Here is a 16,756-nt window from a genome sequence, read left to right as displayed (position 1 = left end):
TTTTTCGGAGCGCCGACTGACGTGCGCCCTCGAACAGGCACTCCGTGTCACGCGCCGGTATATTCCGCCCACGACATCGGCGTCTCGAACACCTTGACCGAGGACAGGAGCGGCAGGGCCGGCCGCGTCTTCTCCCAGATCCACACCGCAATGTGCTCGGCAGTGGGGTTCTCGAGGCCCGGCACCTCGTTGAGGCAGTAATGGTCGAGGCGTTCGAGCACCGGCCCGAAGGCGGCCTCGACATCGAAGAAATCGACCACCCAGCCGGTCTCCGGGTCGACCGGCCCGTCGAGGGTCAGCTCCACCCGGTAGGAATGGCCGTGCATGCGGTGGCAGCGATGGGTCGCGGGCACGTTCGGCAGCCGGTGCGCCGCCTCGAACGTGAAGGCCTGGGTGATCTTCATCTGTGCATGGTTCTGGGGATTGAGTTGCAAGCGCCTTAGCACCATTGGTCCGGCAGGCGAAATCGCTTGGCGTCGGGCCTAGGGAATCCCGATCAGCTTGTGGGTCTGGAGGCTCAGGCGCCAGCGGGCGTCGCGCAGGCAATGGGCCACCGCGGCTTGCGTGTTGGCGATTCTGTCGGGTCCGTCCATCGGCTGGAGCCAGAGGTGGCGGAAATCGAGCTCGGCCATCGCGTCCGGGTCGAGCTCGGCCTGCGGATAGACGAGCTTCAGCTCGTCGCCGCGTGTGAGGCGCAACGGCGCCCCGGCCTTGGGGCTGACGCAGACCCAGTCGATCCCGGGGGCGGCTCCTGCGTGCCGTTGGTCTCCACCGCCGCCTCGAAGCCGCGGGCATGCACCGCGGCGAGAAGCGCCGCGTCGAGCTGCAGCAGCGGCTCGCCGCCGGTGAACACCACGTAGCGCTTGCCCCGCGCCCCGTTCCAGGTCTGCTCGATCGTCTCGGCCAGGGCCTCCGCATCGGGGAAGCGGCCGCCGCCGATCCCGTCGGTACCGATGAAATCGGTGTCGCAGAAGCGGCAGACGGCGTGCGCGCGGTCGGCCTCGCGCCCGCTCCACAGGTTGCAGCCGGCGAAGCGGCAGAACACCGAGGCGCGCCCGGCCTGGGCGCCCTCGCCCTGGAGGGTGTGGAAGATCTCCTTGACGGCGTAGCTCATGATGTCGATCGTCGGGCGCCGCCGGGTGGCGTCGCGCGCTGCTCCAAAGGGTTCGTGTGGCCGTCCTGCCGTGTCAGATGGGAGCCGCGCCGGCAAGCCCACCGGATGCAGGCCTCCCGCGCAAGGCCGGGGCCCCTTTCTCCCCTGTGGACGGCCCTGTGGGCGGGCACGGGATGGCAGCGCCGCCATGCTCCCGCCACGGATGGCGGGTTGATGGGGACGTCGCGCGGCGCTGTCAAAAGCTTCGCCGTTGCCCTACAATCACGGTCGGTCCGCCGTGCGGTGCCCGGGGCGGCGCGATCGGACGGCCAACTTGAGGTCGGACGGTCGCGGGAGGCGCCGCGAGGCGGCGCCGGCACGACGGGGATCCATCGGAATGTTCACTGCTGCGCTGCTGCCGCGCCTCGCCGGACGCCTCTTCGGCCTCGGCGCCCTTCTGGCTGCCGGGACGGCGGGAGCGGTCACCGCACCGATGCTGGTCGTCGACGTCGATTCCGGCAAGGTGATCTACAACCAGGGCGGCACAGACCCCTGGTACCCGGCCTCGATCACCAAGCTGATGACGACCTACGTCGCCCTCGACATGGTGCGCCAGGGCCGCGCCTCGATGGACCAGCTCCTCACCATCTCGGAGGCCGCCGCGGCCGAGCCGCCCTCCAAGATGGGCTTCAAGCCCGGCACCCAGCTCACCCTCGACAACGCCCTCAAGATCATCATGGTGAAGTCGGCCAACGACGTCGCCTGGGCGATCGGCGAGAATCTCGGCGGCTCGATCGACGGCTTCGCCGCCCAGATGAACGAGACCGCGCAGCGCCTCGGCATGCGCGACAGCCACTGGTACAACCCCAACGGCCTGCCCGATCCGCGGCAATGGACCTCGGCCCGCGACATGGCGGTCCTCGCCCGGGCGCTGCTGCGCGACTTCCCCGAGAACCGCGACCTGTTCTCGATCTCGGCGATCCAGTTCGGCCGCGCGGTGATGCCGAACCACAACGGCCTGCTCGGCCGCTATGCCGGCGTCGACGGGATGAAGACCGGCTTCATCTGCTCGGGCGGCTTCAACGTGGTGGCGACCGCCAACCGCAACGGCCGGCGCATCATCACGGTGGTGATGGGCCAGGCGAGCGCCCGCGAGCGCGACCTGAAGGCCGCCGACCTGTTCGATTACGGCTTCGGGCAGTCGGGGTTCAGCTTCGGCGGCCAGACGATCAACGAACTGCCGGTCTCGTCGATTTCGGCCCCGCCGGACATGCGGCCCTATATCTGCGACAAGCGCCGGCCGATGCCGGCCGACTCGGATTCCTCCGCGGTGACCGCGGGAGCGGCCGCCGGCGGCAACGCCGACAACGCCACCGCGCAGCTGATGGCCGCCGGCGCGCCGCCCTCCTCGGCGCTCGCCTTCGCCACCATGAACAGCGCGGCCCTGCGCAACCGCGCCCTGCCGCCCCGGGCGCCGTTGCAGCCGGTGCTGGTCTGGACCGGCCGCGACCCGGCCGAGAGCGCCATCGCGGCGAACGACGATGCGGCGCCGGCCAAACCCGCTGCGGTGAAGCCCGCCCGGGTGAAGGTGGCCAAGCCCGTGCCGCAAAAGCCCGCTCCGAGCCGCAGCATCGCGGCGACCGGCGCCACCGTGCCGCAGCCCAAGCTGCTGGCCCGCCACAAGGGCGCGACGCCGGCCGCGGCCTCCGCCTTCACCTCGACCGGCCCGGCCACCGCGGTGATCGCCGAGCCGAAGGGGCACAAGGCGGCCGTGACGCCCGCCGCGAAGCCGGCTGCCAAGGCGGTGAAGCCGTCGGCCAAGCCTGCTCAGAAGGCCGAAGCCAAGCCCGCGGCGAAGCCGGCCGTGAAGTCGGCGCGCAAGAAGGACGACTGAGCCCCGGTGGGGCACGAGCATTTTCCGACGAAGCGAATGCCGGTTCGTCGTAGAAAATGCTGTAGAATCATAGGCCTGGCGAAGCTTCGCGATTGCAGCGCGATCGTAAGGTGCTCTGGCGGCACCGATCCTCCGCCAGGACTTTGCCTTGGTCCATGATCGTAGCTGCACCGTCTGCGTTCCGGGGCAGGTGCCGCTGTCACCCCCGCATAGGCTGCGGATCGACCGGTGATCCGGTGAACCGCTCGACCCGGATCTCGCCCTCGCGCAGCCGCGCCTGCGCGATGTCGAAGCTGGTCTGCATGCGCATCAGCGTATCCATGGAGACGCCGAACGCCTTCTCAATGCGCAGCGCCATCTCGGGGGACAGGGACGAGCGCTCGTTGAGCAGCGCCGACAGGGCAGGGCGGGTGACGCCGAGCATTTGCGCGGCGTCGGTCACCGAGAGGCCGTAGGCTTCGATGATGTCAGCCCGTACGAACCCGCCCGGATGGGCGGGGGTCTTCATTCGCAGGTCATTGTCAGGGTCCATGGGATGAGTCCCTCATGGTCGTATGATCGTGGTCGAACGTCGCCGGGTGAAGCGCGGGCTTCCCCTCTCCCCGCGGGCAGCTAGTGGATTCACAAAACTCCGCTGAGGTCTAACCCTTTGTAAAAGCGCGCGCTTTCCCCTCCCCCTTGTGGGGAGGGGCTGGGGGTGGGGGTGGTGCCGGAAAAGCCTCGCGCTCTACGTGGCACCACCCCCACCTCCAACTCCTCCCCACAAGGGGGAGGAGAGGCGCGTTACCTTTGAACGGGAACGCACTCGGACCGAGATGTGTGAACGCGATAGCCGCCCGCGGGGAGAGGAGAAAACCCCGCCTTTTCCGTCCGCCGGACTGCTTCCAGGTGCGGGTGGGACATGCGTGCGAGCTTGCACGTCTCTCGGCCACCGAACGGAAATCAGCCGCCCTCCCACCCTCGACATCAGCCCCACCCATCCCGCATGTCCACCGGGCTCCCCATCTCCGGACCATCGCCCGAGACGAGACCGCCCGCATGACCGACACCCCCGGCCGCCCGGCCCCGATCCCGCTCACGATCCTCACCGGCTTCCTCGGGGCCGGGAAGACCACCCTGCTCAACCGGCTGCTGCAGTCGCCGGACCTCGCCGACACGGTGGTGATCGTCAACGAGTTCGGCGAGGTCGGGCTCGATCACCTGCTGATCGAGACGGTGGACGAGGGGATGATCCTGCTCGGGGCCGGCTGCCTGTGCTGCACGGTGCGCGGCGACCTGATCGCCACCCTGGAGGACCTGCTGCGCAAGCGCGACAACGGGCGGATCCAGCCGTTCCGCCGGGTGGTGATCGAGACCACCGGCCTCGCCGACCCGGCGCCGATCCTGCACGCGCTGCTCTACCACCCCTACGTCGCGATGCGGTACGCGCTCCAGGGCGTGGTCACGGTGGTCGACGCGGTCAACGGCGACGGCACCCTCGACGCCCATCCGGAGGCCCTGCGCCAGGTCGCGGTGGCCGACCGGCTGATCGTCACCAAGACCGATCTGGCGGGCGGGAGCGCCGAGCGCGTGCGCGCCCGCCTCGCCCGGATCAACCCGGGCGCCGCGATCCTGGCGCCGGACGCCCCGGCGGACGCGATGCTCGGAGGGTTGTTCGATCTCGACGGCAAGGTGGCGGACGTGCGGGCCTGGCTCGGGGCGGAGGACGGGCATCACCACCATCACGGTCACGGCCATCACCACCACGACGTCAACCGGCACGATGCGGCGATCCGGGCCTTCCATCTGGTGAGCGACGCGCCGGTGCCGCGAGCGGCGTTCGAGATGTTCCTCGACCTGCTGCGCTCCGCCCACGGGCCGAAGCTCCTGCGCCTGAAGGGGCTGGTGGCGCTCACCGACGATCCGGCGCGCCCGGTGGTGGTGCATGGGGTGCAGCACGTCGTCCACACGCCCGCGACCCTGCCGGCCTGGCCCGACGGCGACACCCGCTCGCGGCTGGTCCTGATCGTGCGCGATCTCGATCCCGCCTTCGTGCGCCGGCTGTGGGACGCCTTCCTGGGCCGGCCGGCCATCGACGCGCCGGACGCCGCGGCACTCACCGGCAACCCGCTGGCGATCCCGGGCGGCTGATCCCGTCACGGGCCGGCACGCCGCTTGAACCGCCTCGCCCGGCGCGGCCGCTGGGGCCGCGTCCCTGTCCCATTTCGGGGCAGGTGACCCGGAACGAGGCTGCGATGAGCACTCCCTTCACGCTGATCGAAGGCGGTCTGACGGGCGCGGTGAGCCTGCGGGCGGAGCTGCGCCATCCCTCCTCGCTGCGCGAGCCCGAGGTGGAGGCCTGGCGCAGCCTGATGGCCCGGGTGCTCGAGCCCAGCGTCTACGCCGATCCGGACTTCACCCTGACGGTGGCGCAGCATCTCGCCGACGGCAGGACCCTCGCCCTGCTGCTGGTCTGGCAGGACGGCCTGCGCGTTCCGACCCTGCGCGGCGTGCTGCCGCTGCAGTTGCCGGCCCGCCAGGGGCTGGCCGGCCGCGCCCGGCTCTGGCGCCTGCCGCTCGCCGGGACAGCCGAGGCGGCGATCGATGCCGGCCATGCCGCGGCGGTGCTGCGCACCGCCCTCGACCACCTGCGAGGATCGCCGTTGCGGCTCGTCGATCTGCACTGGCCGGACCTGCGGCCGGATTCGGGCCTCGCGGTCGCGCTGGGCGAGGCCGCGGGCAGCACCGGACGCCGCCTCGCGGTGGTGGACCAGGAGGAGATGACGGCGCCCGATCCCGCCCCCCTGACCCTGCCGGCCGGGCGGACCTCGCTGGAGCGGGTGCGCGACCCGGTGCGCCTGCGCGACGCCGTCGAGCATTTTCTGGTGCTCGATGCCCGGCGCGGTCCGGGCAGCCTGCTCGCGGATCCGACGACGGCGACCGCCTTCCGGGTGGTGACGCGGCGCTTCGCCCATCGCGGCCAGGCCTGCGTCGATCTGGTGCGGCGGGACGGGGAGGTGGTGGCGGCGGCCGTCCACCTCGCGACGGGCCGGCACGACACGATCTGGCGCCAGGCCGGACTCTGCCTGGCGCAAGGACCGGCCCTGGCATCGGCGCCCGCGCGCATCGAGGCCCTGGTCACGGTCGAGGCCTCGGGCGGCGCGCGCCGGCAGCCGGAACGGACGAGCTTGCGCCGGCTGATGCGCCTGCGGGCGTGAGGCCTACTCGTCCTCGCCGAAGCGGTTGGCGAGGAGGGCGGTGATCGCCTCCATGCAGGAATCCTGGTCGGGCCCGAGCGCCGTGACCCGGATGCTGGTCCCCTGCGCCGCGCCGAGGGTGAGCAGGCCCATGATCGAGCGCCCGCCCACCGTCTCGCCGCCCCGGCTCACCGTGACCTCGGAGCCGAACTTCTCCACCGTCTGCACGAACTTGGCGGAGGCCCGGGCGTGCAGGCCGCGGCGGTTGATGATGGGGAGGTCGCGGGCGCTGGCACCCTCGGGAACCGGCGGCAATTCGCCGTCGGGCTCGTCTGTATCGGCAAAGGGCGTCATCGGTCGGGGCACCTGCTCGGATCCGGTTCGGACCGCCACGGCGGTCGTCCGGGTCTCGCGCGCGTCGTCGGGAAGCGTCCGGTTACGGTAACCGGGCTTCCGCAGAAAGCTAGAGCATTTTCCGACGAAGTGGAGACCGGTTTGCCGTGGACGATGCGGCAAAACCAGAACCCTGGACAGCGGCACGATCGAGCGACCGTCCGGAGCGGTTGCGGTGGGAATCGAGGGTGCGGGCCATACGCCGTTACGGGCTCGCCCTACTTCCCGGCGAGCACCCGCGAGGCGACGTTGATGTACTTGCGCCCGGCCTCCTGGGCGTGGAGCACCGCGTCCCCGAGGGATTCCTCGTCGCGCACGCTGGCGAGCTTGATCAGCATCGGCAGGTTGATGCCGGCGACCACCTCGACCGAGCCGCCATTCATGCACGAGAGCGCGAGGTTCGAGGGCGTCCCCCCGAACATGTCGGTCAGCACGACGACGCCGTCACCGGTATTCACCCGGCACACCGCCGACATGATGTCCTTGCGACGGACCTCCATGTCGTCCTCGGGGCCGATGGTGATCGTCTCGAGCTGCTCCTGCGGCCCAACGACGTGCTCCAGCGCGGCTTTGAATTCCGTCGCGAGCAGGCCGTGGGTGACGAGCACCATTCCAATCATCGACACGAGTTCCGACGCCCCGTTGGAGCCGAGCCGCCATTTTGTGCAGCGCAAAGGCGAGCGCAAGAGCAATGCGGCGAAATCCGCATCAATCGGTCATCATCATGACACGGAGGCGGCGCCAACGCCACAGCACCGTTGCGGCCCGGCCGGGGTCCGGCGACAGGACCATCCTGGGAAGCGCCACCCCCTGGAGAAGAACCGTCTCCTCGGATGCGTCCGGCATCCGCGGGGCGGCCTCGGCGAGGTCGACGACGAGGCGCAGGATCGCGGAAGGCACCGCAGCGTCAACGGGTTGCAGGCCGAGCCCGCGGATCTCCAGGAGCCCGGCCAAGGCCGGGTGCGGTGCGGCGACGAGGCGGCCGTGCCGCTGCGTCAGGGCCACCCGGTCGTCGCCGACGAGGGCGGCGAAGACGCCCGAGATAGCGCCGAGCCCGATCAGGTCACGCACCAGGGTCGATTTGCCGCTGCCCGATGCGCCCCGGATCAGGATGCCGTCCTCGCCCAGCACGACGCAGCTGGCATGGACGGCGCCCATGCCTCAACGGCTCTGGGCTGGGATGCGGACGATGAAGCGGGCGCCGAGCAGGGCCGGCTCGCCGTCTTCCCCCAGGGGCCCGAGGCGGTTCTCGGCCCGGATCGTGCCGCGATGGGCCTGCACGATCTGGCGCGAGATCGACAGGCCGAGACCCGAATTCTGCCCGAACCCCTGTTCCGGCCGGTCGGTGTAGAAGCGCTCGAAGATCCGCTCCAGGGCGTGGGGCGGGATGCCCGGCCCGTCATCCTCCACGGTCAGCTCGACGGCGTTGCGCCGCCGCCGCAGGGCCACCCGGACGGTCGCCCCCTTGGGCGAGAACGAGCGGGCATTGTCCAGGAGGTTGTTGACCACCTGGCCGAGCCGGCTGTCGTGACCGAGGATCGCGAAGGGGTCCTCGGTGCCGGACGGCGCCGGTTCGACGGTGAGGTCGATCGCCGCGTCGCCCCGGCGCCGGCGTTCGTTGGCCACCGACACCACCGTGGTGATGAGCTTCCTCAGATCGACCCGGCCCGCCTCGGCGCGGGCGAGTTCGGCGTCGAGGCGCGAGGCGTCGGCGATGTCGCTGATCAGCCGGTCGAGGCGCTTCACGTCGTGCTGGATCACCTGCAGCAGCCGGCCGCGGGATTCGTCGGTCTTGGCCAGCGGCAGGGTCTCGACGGCGCTGCGGAGCGAGGTGAGCGGGTTCTTCAGCTCGTGCGACACGTCCGCCGCGAAATTCTCGATCGCGTCGAGGCGGCGGTAGAGCGCCTGGGTCATGTCCCGCAGCGCCCGGGACAGATGCCCGATCTCGTCGGTGCGCCGGGTGAAGTCGGGGATCTCCTGCCGCGACTTGATGCCGGTGCGCACCCGCTCCGCGGCCTCCGCCAGGCGCCCGACCGGGCCGACGATCTGCCCGGCGACCAGCATCGACAGCACCACCATCACGAGCGCCGCGATGATGAAGACCTGGAGCAGCGAGAAGCGTTCCGCCGCGATGATCTTGTCGATGTCGCCTTCCTGGGTCGAGAGCAGCAGGGCGCCGCGCACGGTGCGGCCGCGCTGGATCGGCACCGCCACGGACACGATGGTCTCGCCCGGGCCGTTGCGGCGCACCAGGGTGCCGCGGGCGCCGGCCAGCGCGCGCTGGACTTCCGGCAGGGTGCGCCCGTCCGCCGGGCCCGGCTCGTCGGCGGTCGAGGGCCGGCCGAGACCCGGCACATGGGTCCGCACGGCGTTCCAGGCCTGCTCGATCAGGCTCGGGCGCTCCTTGTGCGCCGGCGGCGGATCGCGGCTGAGGTCGCCCCGGATGTAGAGCCCGCGCGAATCGATCAGCATCGTGCCGTCGCGGTCGTAGACCCGGGCGCGGGTCCCGGTCGGCGTGATCAGGCGGCGCAGGAGCGGGGCCACCCGCTCCGGGTTGAGGGAGAATTCGAGGCCCGAGGGCGCCTCGTCGCCGTAAGTGCCGCCCTCGCCGGCCTGGAGCTGGAGCAGCCGGTCGGGATCGATGGTGATCGCGTCGGTGTCGACGGTCGCCGACGCCGCGATGGCGCCGGCGATGATGTCGCCTTGCGTCAAGAGGCTCTGGACCCGGGCCTCGATCAGGCCCTGGCGGAACTGGTTGAGGTAGAGGAAGCCGATCAGCAGCGCGATCAGCCCGGCGAGGTTCAGGACCACGATGCGCCGGGTCAGGCTCGAGGCGAAGCGCTGCGCGATCCAGCGCCGCACCGTCCGCGGGCCGAACGGCTCCCGCGCGGCCTCCGCATCGGGGTCGATGTCGCTCGACGGTTTCACGGGCGGGGGGCTCACGGACGAGCCGCCGAAGAAACGGCCGGTGCCGCCGAGGAGACGGCGCACGGCGCCGCGGGCCGATCCGTCGCTCACGCGATCACGTCTCTGGAATCCGACAATCCGGGGGTCAAGTGTCTTACATTTCCTTGAAGCGGTAGCCGACGCCGTACAGCGTCTCGATCATGTCGAAGCTGTTGTCGGTGACCTTGAACTTCTTGCGCAGGCGCTTGATGTGGCTGTCGATGGTGCGGTCGTCGACATAGACTTGGTCGTCATAGGCCGCGTCCATGAGCGCGTTGCGGCTCTTCACCACGCCGGGGCGCTGGGCCAGCGCCTGGAGGATCAGGAACTCGGTCACCGTCAGCGTCACCGGCTCGCCCTTCCAGGTGCAGGTGTGGCGCTCGGGGTCCATCATCAGCTGGCCGCGCTCCAGGGAGCGCGCGGCGGCGGCCTCCGCCTCCCGGGCCGAGGCGGCGGGCCCGGCCTCCTTGGCGGCGAAGCGGCGCAACACCGCCTTCACCCGCTCGACCAGGAGGCGCTGCGAGAACGGCTTCCGGATGAAGTCGTCGGCGCCCATCTTGAGGCCGAACAGCTCGTCGATCTCCTCGTCCTTCGAGGTCAGGAAGATCACCGGCAGGTCGGATTTCTGGCGCAGGCGGCGCAAGAGCTCCATCCCGTCCATGCGCGGCATCTTGATGTCGAAGATCGCGAGGTCGGGCGGCGAATGCTTCAGGCCGTCGAGGGCGGAGGCGCCGTCGGTATAGGTCTGGATCCTGTACCCCTCGGTCTCCAGGGCGATCGACACGGAGGTCAGGATGTTGCGGTCGTCATCGACGAGGGCGATGGTCGGCATGGGCATTCCCTGGGGCGCGGGCATCGCCCGCAGGACATACCGGCCCTGCTGAACGCCACCCGACTGGACCCGGTTCCGGGGTCAATCCCGTGGGTCGCGGGCCGCCTTGCCAATAAAGGCTGGACAGTGGCCGCGACGCCACGATTCTGTCTCCCTTAAGGCCATCCCGCCGAAAAAGCGAGCACCCGTGGCGAGGCCGCCACAGACGGGTCCGATTCCGGGTCCGCGCGTCTTCCGCCTTGCCATGGCGTCGCGCGGCCTGGACGGCACCCGGCCCCGACGCCAAGGTAAGGCGGAAGACGCGCGAGGCGAGGGGGGAACCGCATGGCCGAGGCAGACAGGAAACAGGCCGCGCCGCTGCCGGCCGCCGAGGCGCCGTTCGACGCCATCGGGCTGGCCAGGTCGCTGCTGCGCAAGATCCGCTCGGGGGCGCTCGCCACCCTGGAGCGCGACGGTGGTGCGCCCTTCGCCTCGCTCGTCACCGTGGCGACGGACGTCGACGGGACGCCGCTCCTGCTGCTCTCGCGCCTCTCGGCCCACACCCTCAACCTGGAGGCGGATCCGCGCTGCTCGCTGCTGCTCTCGGCCGGCGGCAAGGGCGACCCCCTGGCCCATCCGCGCCTCACCGTGACGGGGCGTGCCGAACGTAGCGCCGAGCCCCGGGTGCGGGCGCGGTTCCTCGCCCGCCACCCGAAGGCCGCGCTCTACGCTGACTTCCCGGATTTCGCGTTCTTCCGCCTCGAGGTCCGGGCCGGGCACCTCAACGGCGGCTTTGCCAAGGCGGCGACGCTGACGGCCGGTGAACTGCTGACCGATCTCGCCGGCCTCGAGGCGCTGGCCGAATCCGAGCCCGGCGCCGTCGCCCACATGAACGAGGACCACCTCGACGCCGTCGCGCTCTACGCAACCCGGCTCGCCGGCGAGGAGCCCGGGCCGTGGCGGCTGACCGGGTTCGACCCCGACGGGCTCGACCTGATGGCCGGCGAGCGCACCGCCCGGGTCCCGTTCCCGGAGCGGCTCTCCGGTCCCGGCGCCCTACGTCCCGCCCTGGTGGCGATGGCGGCGCAGGCGCGGGCCACGCCCGATCCCTGACATAAAGTCCGGCTTGTCACTGCCGGGATGAGCGAAATCGATTGAACCGCGAAGTTTCGCCACCTACTAAAGCAGCCCACCGAGGCGCCTTGAGCGGCCTCGGCGCGGAGTCGCGCGGCCTGCTACGACAGCAAGGACCGCCGCATCCGGCGCAAGGGGTAAGTCAATCGGCCCGATCCGGACCGGCTGCCGGCCGTGTTGCCCGAGGTCGGCGCCAGGAGGAACGGGCGTGAACGACATCGGCGTATTCAACGAGGCGTTCGGCGCCGCCAAGATCGGCCTGCGCAACCTCAAGCGCGTCAACTGGAACCTGGAGGCCCCGAGCCTCTACGAGCACGCGCTGCAGCGCGGCGAGGCGCAGCTGGCCGCCGGCGGCGCCCTGGTGGCCGAGACCGGCATCCATACCGGCCGCTCGCCCAAGGACAAGTTCGTCGTCCGCGACGCCGATACCGAGAACGAGGTGTGGTGGGAGAACAACGGCGGCATCACCCGGCCCCAGTTCGAGACCCTGCTGGAGGACTTCCTGGCCCATGCCGAGGGGCGTGAGCTGTTCGCGCAGGATCTCGTCGGCGGCGCCGAGGTCGGTCACCGGGTCCGCACCCGGGTCTTCACCGAATATGCCTGGCACTCGCTGTTCATCCGCAACCTGCTGATCCGCCCGGAGCGCGAGACCCTCGCCACCTTCGAGCCGGAACTGACCATCATCGACCTGCCGAGCTTCCGTGCCGACCCGGCCCGGCACGGCTGCCGCACCGAGACCGTCATCGCGGTCGACTTCTCGCGCAAGATCGTGCTGATCGGCGGCACCTCGTACGCCGGCGAGATGAAGAAATCGGTCTTCACCTACCTGAACTACGTGCTGCCCAAGGCCGGCGTGATGCCGATGCACTGCTCGGCCAATGTCGGTCACGAGGGTGACTCGGCCCTGTTCTTCGGCCTGTCGGGCACCGGCAAGACCACCCTGTCCTCCGACCCGAACCGCGTGCTGCTCGGCGACGACGAGCACGGCTGGAGCCCGAAGGGCATCTTCAACTTCGAGGGCGGCTGCTACGCCAAGACCATCCGCCTGTCGAAGGAGGCCGAGCTCGAGATCTACTCCACCACCGAGCGCTTCGGCACCGTGATGGAGAACGTCGTCATCGATCCGGTCACCCGCCTGCCGGACTTCGACGACGCCTCGCGCACCGAGAACACCCGCTGCGCCTACCCGCTGCCCTTCATCAGCAATTCGAGCGCCACGGGCCAGGCCGGGCACCCGAAGAACATCGTCATGCTGACCTGCGACGCCTTCGGGGTGCTGCCCCCGATCGCCAAGCTGACCGGCGCCGAAGCCATGTACCACTTCCTCTCGGGCTACACCGCCAAGGTGGCCGGCACCGAGAAGGGGCTGAAGGGCCCGGAGGCGACCTTCTCGACCTGCTTCGGCGCGCCGTTCATGCCGCGTCACCCCTCGGTCTACGGCAACCTGCTGCGCGACCTGATCGCCCGCCACCACGTCGATTGCTGGCTGGTCAACACCGGCTGGACCGGCGGCGGCGTCGGCACCGGGCGGCGCATGCCGATCCGGGTCACCCGCCGTCTCCTCACCGCGGCCCTGGACGGCTCGCTCGCCAAGGCGGATTTCCGCCGCGACCCGTATTTCGGCTTCGCGGTGCCGACCTCGGTGCCGGGCGTCGAGCCGCACATCCTCTACCCGGTAAAGACCTGGCAGGATAAGGCCGCCTTCGCGGCGACCGCCAAGAGCCTGGTCGAGATGTTCCAGGCCAACTTCAAGCGCTTCGAGGCCCATGTCGACGCCGACGTGCGCGCCGCCGAGCCGACCATGTCGATCGCCGCCTGATTTTCTTCGAGGCTTCGATCGTGAGAGGGCCCTTCTCCCCGGAGAGGGGCCCTTTTTCGTGCTGCGCCCGGCATGGGCGCGTTCTTGAGGGTGGAAGTCCCCCGTGAGCCGGTCACGGCGAGCGGGCCCTTAACCGCGAAGCTCTCGCGACCTCTTCCCGAGGCGACCGGCGATCGCCTGACGCCTCGGGATGGAGTCGGGAGTGGGATGAGGGCGTCGAGATCGACGCTTCAGGGCCGCTTCCGGTCGCGCAAGGCCTGGATGGTGGTCGTCGGCGTGATCGCCTCGGGGTCGATCGGGCAATGCAGGATCGCCGGCAGGCCCGAGCCGAGCGCCCGCGCCAGGGCCGCCGGGAAGTCCTCGTTGCGCTCGACCCGCTCGCCGTAGCCGCCGAAGGCCGTGGCGTAGGCGGCGAAATCGGGGTTCTTGAGCGCGGTGCCGGAGACGCGGCCGGGATATTCGCGCTCCTGGTGCATCCGGATCGTGCCGTACATGCCGTTATCGACCAGGATGACGATCACCGGCAGCCCGTACTGCACGGCGGTGGCGAATTCCTGGCCGTTCATCAGGAAGTCGCCGTCGCCCGACACCACCACGACGGTCCGCTCCGGCAGGAGCCGCTTGGCGCCGATGGCCGCCGGCACGCCGTAGCCCATCGAGCCCGAGGTCGGGGCGAGCTGGCCGTCATGGGTGCGGAACGGCCAGAACCGGTGGACCCAGGTGGCGAAGTTGCCCGCGCCGTTGCACAGGATCGCGTCCGCCGGCAGCACCTCGCGCAAGTGGGCCATCACGCCGCCCATCTGGAGGGTGCCCGGGGTGGTGATCCGGGTCGGATCGCTCCAGGCGAGGTAATCGGCGTGCAGGGCCTCGGTGCCGGCGGCCCAGGGCAGGGCGCGGGGCGGCTGCACCGTCTCGATCGCCGCCGCGAAGGCGGTCGGGCTCGCATTGATGGCGAGCGCCGGGCTGTAGACGCGGCCGAGCTCCTCGGGATCGGGATGGACGTGGACGAGCCGCTGGCGGGGGCCCGGAATGTCGAGGAGCGTGTAGCCCTGCGAGGGGATCTCCGACAGCCGCCCGCCGACGACGAGGAGCAGGTCGGATTCCTTGATCCGGGCCAAGAGCCTCGGGTTGACGCCGAGGCCGAGATCGCCGGCGTAGCAGCGGTGATCGGCCGAAAAATGGCCCTGGCGCCGGAACGAGCAGGCGACGGGGAGCGAGAACAGGTCGGCGAAGCGCGAGAAGCGCCGCACGGCCTCCGCCGACCAGCGGCTGCCGCCGAGGATCGCGAAGGGTTTTTCCGCTTTCGCCAGCATGTTTTGCAGCGCGACCATCTGGGACAGGGCCGGATGGGTCTCGACCGGCTGGAAGGCCGGGGCGTCCGTGACCGTGGCGGTCTCGGTCAGCATGTCCTCGGGCAGCGCGATCACCACCGGGCCGGGCCGGCCGGCGGTGGCGACGTGGAAGGCGCGGGCGATCAGCTCCGGCAGCCGCTCGGCGCTGTCGATCTCCGTCACCCACTTGGCGATGGTGCCGAACACCGCCCGGTAATCGAGCTCCTGGAACGCCTCGCGCTCCCGCGCCGCCCGCTCGATCTGGCCGACGAACAGGATCATCGGGGTCGAATCCTGCTTGGCGATGTGCAGGCCGGGGGAGGCGTTGGTGGCGCCGGGGCCCCGGGTGACGAAGCAGATGCCGGGCTTCCCCGTGAGCTTGCCGTGCGCCTCCGCCATCATGGCGGCACCGCCCTCCTGCCGGCAGACGGTGAGGCGGATCTCGGCGTCGTGCAGCGCGTCGAGCACCGCCAGGAAGCTCTCGCCGGGCACGCAGAAGATGTCGCCGACGCCGTGGCGGGCGAGCTGGTCCACCAGGATCTGCCCGCCGGTGCGGGGGCGGGGGGCGTCGGTCATGGATGTGTCCTCCAGCATTCTCTCAGGCCCCGATTCAGGGCTTCTCACGGTCTATCCGTTCCACAACCTCATCCTGAGGTGTCAGTCCATCAGAGATGGACTGACCTCGAAGGAGGGCTCCAGAAGGCTCCGCGATCCCTTGGAGCCCTCCTTCGAGGTTAGTCCGATCTCCGATCGGCTAACACCTCAGGACGAGGTCGAGGGTGGGAGAGACAAGACTTGCGCGCAATGCTTGCCCTGGATCGATCCGCGTCACCCACCCCAGGCCGGATCCGCCAGCACGCTCTGCGTATGGTCGCCCACCTGCGGCGAGGCAGTCTCCGCCGCCATCGGCACGCCGTCGATGACGATCGGCGAGCGCACGCTCGGGATCGTGCCGCCCTTGGCCCGCGGATCAGGCAGGTCGAGGCGCATCCCGCGATGGACCACCTGAGGATCCGAAAAAACCTCGGCGAGGTCGTTGATCGGGCCGACCGGGACGTTGACGGCGCCGAGCCGGGCCAGAAGATCGGCCTTGCTGTGGCGGCTGGTCTCGGCGGCGATCAGCGGGATCAGCACGTCGCGCCGGGTGACCCGGCCGGGATTGGTGGCATAGTCCGGGTCGAGGTGCCAGGTCGTGCCCAGCACGCCGCAGAACTTCTGGAACTGCCCGTCATTGCCGCAGGCGACGATGATGTGGCCGTCGGCGGTCGGGAAGACCTGGTAGGGCACGATGCTGGTATGCTCGTTGCCCATCCGGGGTGGCAGCAGGCCCGACACGAGGTAGACCAGCGCCTGGTTGCCGAGCACCGAGACCTGCGTGTCGAGGAGCGCCATGTCGATGTGGCAGCCCTTGCCCGTGGCGTGCCGGCCCTGGAGGGCGGCGAGGATCGCCACGGTGCCGTAGACCCCGGTGAACACGTCCGCGAAGGCGACCGCGGTCTTGACCGGCTCGCCCTCGGGCTCGCCGGTGAGCGACATGATCCCGCCCAGCCCCTGGACCATGAAGTCGTAGCCGGCCCGCGGCGCGTAGGGGCCGTCCTGGCCGAAGCCGGTGACCGAGCAGGTGATGAGCCGCGGGTTGAGGGCGCTCAGGGCCTCGTGGTCGAGCCCGTACTTCTTCAGGCCGCCGACTTTGAAGTTCTCGATCACCACGTCGGCGTGCGCTGCCAGCCGCTTGACGACGGCCTGGCCTTCCGCGGTCTCGAAATCGGCCGCGACCGAGCGCTTGCCGCGATTGGTCGAGTGGAAATACGAGGCCGAGAGCGTGCCGCCCTCCGCACCCTCGACGAAGGGCGGGCCCCAGCTCCTCGTATCGTCGCCGACGCCCGGCCGCTCGACCTTGACCACGTCGGCGCCGAGATCCGCCAGGAGCTGGCCGATCCAGGGTCCGGCCAGGATGCGGGCGAGTTCGAGCACCTTGATGCCGGCGAGGGGTTTATGCACGAAGACCGAGCCTCCCTAGAGCATTTTCCGACGAAGTGGATGCCGGTTCGTCGTCGAAAATGCGCCAAAATCAAAGACCTGGAGCATCGTCCGATTGCAGCGCGATCGGGCGATGCTCCAGTCAGGCGCCTCCCGTTTGCGGGATGACGCTCGTATTC

The 16,756-nt window shown here is 70.3% G+C and carries 14 protein-coding genes and 1 pseudogene; 5 read left to right on the top strand and 10 right to left on the bottom strand.

Annotated features, from left to right (window positions below; all coding sequences use genetic code 11):
- Window positions 1–47 precede the first annotated feature (47 nt).
- Together queD and queE are read right to left on the bottom strand one after the other, a co-directional pair.
- Complete coding sequence (gene queD / locus F1D61_RS07045) at window positions 48–404, bottom strand: 6-carboxytetrahydropterin synthase QueD (protein ID WP_060849121.1); 357 nt, start codon at window positions 402–404, stop codon at window positions 48–50.
- A gap of 78 nt (window positions 405–482) precedes the next feature.
- Window positions 483–1,114 (bottom strand): annotated as a pseudogene (gene queE, locus F1D61_RS07040) (7-carboxy-7-deazaguanine synthase).
- A gap of 376 nt (window positions 1,115–1,490) precedes the next feature.
- Here queE and F1D61_RS07035 point away from each other — a divergent pair.
- Window positions 1,491–2,987 carry a D-alanyl-D-alanine carboxypeptidase family protein gene (locus tag F1D61_RS07035; RefSeq protein ID WP_203157136.1) on the top strand — a complete coding sequence of 499 codons (1,497 nt, stop codon included), beginning with the start codon at window positions 1,491–1,493 and terminating at the stop codon, window positions 2,985–2,987.
- Window positions 2,988–3,186: 199 nt separating this feature from the next.
- Here the strand turns inward: F1D61_RS07035 and F1D61_RS07030 are convergent, their stop codons facing one another.
- Complete coding sequence (locus tag F1D61_RS07030) at window positions 3,187–3,519, bottom strand: HigA family addiction module antitoxin (protein WP_203157134.1); 333 nt, start codon at window positions 3,517–3,519, stop codon at window positions 3,187–3,189.
- A 506-nt stretch (window positions 3,520–4,025) separates the two neighbouring features.
- Between F1D61_RS07030 and F1D61_RS07025 the strand changes: the two genes are divergently transcribed.
- Both F1D61_RS07025 and F1D61_RS07020 read left to right on the top strand, forming a co-directional pair.
- The gene (locus F1D61_RS07025; protein ID WP_203157132.1) at window positions 4,026–5,117 is read left to right on the top strand and encodes a CobW family GTP-binding protein; all 1,092 of its coding nucleotides are present in this window, start codon (window positions 4,026–4,028) and stop codon (window positions 5,115–5,117) included.
- 104 nt (window positions 5,118–5,221) lie between these two features.
- The gene (locus F1D61_RS07020) at window positions 5,222–6,184 is read left to right on the top strand and encodes a GNAT family N-acetyltransferase (protein WP_203157129.1); all 963 of its coding nucleotides are present in this window, start codon (window positions 5,222–5,224) and stop codon (window positions 6,182–6,184) included.
- Window positions 6,185–6,187: 3 nt separating this feature from the next.
- Here the strand turns inward: F1D61_RS07020 and F1D61_RS07015 are convergent, their stop codons facing one another.
- From F1D61_RS07015 to F1D61_RS06995, 5 genes are all read right to left on the bottom strand, one after another.
- Window positions 6,188–6,517, bottom strand: coding sequence for an HPr family phosphocarrier protein (locus F1D61_RS07015; protein ID WP_203158958.1), 330 nt, complete (start codon window positions 6,515–6,517; stop codon window positions 6,188–6,190).
- 257 nt (window positions 6,518–6,774) lie between these two features.
- Entirely contained in the window at window positions 6,775–7,176 is a 402-nt protein-coding gene (locus F1D61_RS07010; protein ID WP_203158957.1) for a PTS sugar transporter subunit IIA, read from the bottom strand.
- A gap of 88 nt (window positions 7,177–7,264) precedes the next feature.
- The gene (locus F1D61_RS07005) at window positions 7,265–7,714 is read right to left on the bottom strand and encodes an HPr kinase/phosphorylase (RefSeq protein ID WP_203157127.1); all 450 of its coding nucleotides are present in this window, start codon (window positions 7,712–7,714) and stop codon (window positions 7,265–7,267) included.
- Between the two features lie 3 nt (window positions 7,715–7,717).
- Window positions 7,718–9,418 (bottom strand): sensor histidine kinase, encoded by a 1,701-nt coding sequence (locus F1D61_RS07000; RefSeq protein WP_246775940.1) that lies wholly within the window; start codon window positions 9,416–9,418, stop codon window positions 7,718–7,720.
- A gap of 199 nt (window positions 9,419–9,617) precedes the next feature.
- Complete coding sequence (locus F1D61_RS06995) at window positions 9,618–10,334, bottom strand: response regulator transcription factor (RefSeq protein ID WP_203157123.1); 717 nt, start codon at window positions 10,332–10,334, stop codon at window positions 9,618–9,620.
- A 324-nt stretch (window positions 10,335–10,658) separates the two neighbouring features.
- On the opposite strand from F1D61_RS06995, the gene F1D61_RS06990 reads away from it, so the two are divergent.
- Together F1D61_RS06990 and F1D61_RS06985 are read left to right on the top strand one after the other, a co-directional pair.
- Window positions 10,659–11,426 carry a HugZ family protein gene (locus F1D61_RS06990; protein ID WP_203157121.1) on the top strand — a complete coding sequence of 256 codons (768 nt, stop codon included), beginning with the start codon at window positions 10,659–10,661 and terminating at the stop codon, window positions 11,424–11,426.
- A 229-nt stretch (window positions 11,427–11,655) separates the two neighbouring features.
- Window positions 11,656–13,266, top strand: a complete 1,611-nt coding sequence (locus F1D61_RS06985) for a phosphoenolpyruvate carboxykinase (RefSeq protein ID WP_203157119.1) — start codon at window positions 11,656–11,658, stop codon at window positions 13,264–13,266.
- 230 nt (window positions 13,267–13,496) lie between these two features.
- Here the strand turns inward: F1D61_RS06985 and F1D61_RS06980 are convergent, their stop codons facing one another.
- Both F1D61_RS06980 and F1D61_RS06975 read right to left on the bottom strand, forming a co-directional pair.
- Window positions 13,497–15,173, bottom strand: coding sequence for a thiamine pyrophosphate-binding protein (locus F1D61_RS06980; RefSeq protein WP_203157117.1), 1,677 nt, complete (start codon window positions 15,171–15,173; stop codon window positions 13,497–13,499).
- A gap of 252 nt (window positions 15,174–15,425) precedes the next feature.
- On the bottom strand, window positions 15,426–16,598 hold the full coding sequence (locus F1D61_RS06975; RefSeq protein WP_203157115.1) for a CaiB/BaiF CoA transferase family protein: 1,173 nt from the start codon (window positions 16,596–16,598) through the stop codon (window positions 15,426–15,428).
- Window positions 16,599–16,756: the final 158 nt, after the last annotated feature.

The sequence above is a fragment of the Methylobacterium aquaticum genome (genome assembly GCF_016804325.1).
GTDB classification, from domain to species: domain Bacteria; phylum Pseudomonadota; class Alphaproteobacteria; order Rhizobiales; family Beijerinckiaceae; genus Methylobacterium; species Methylobacterium aquaticum_C.
Note: the sequence above shows the minus strand (reverse complement) of the source record. Positions and strands in the feature narration are given on the sequence as shown.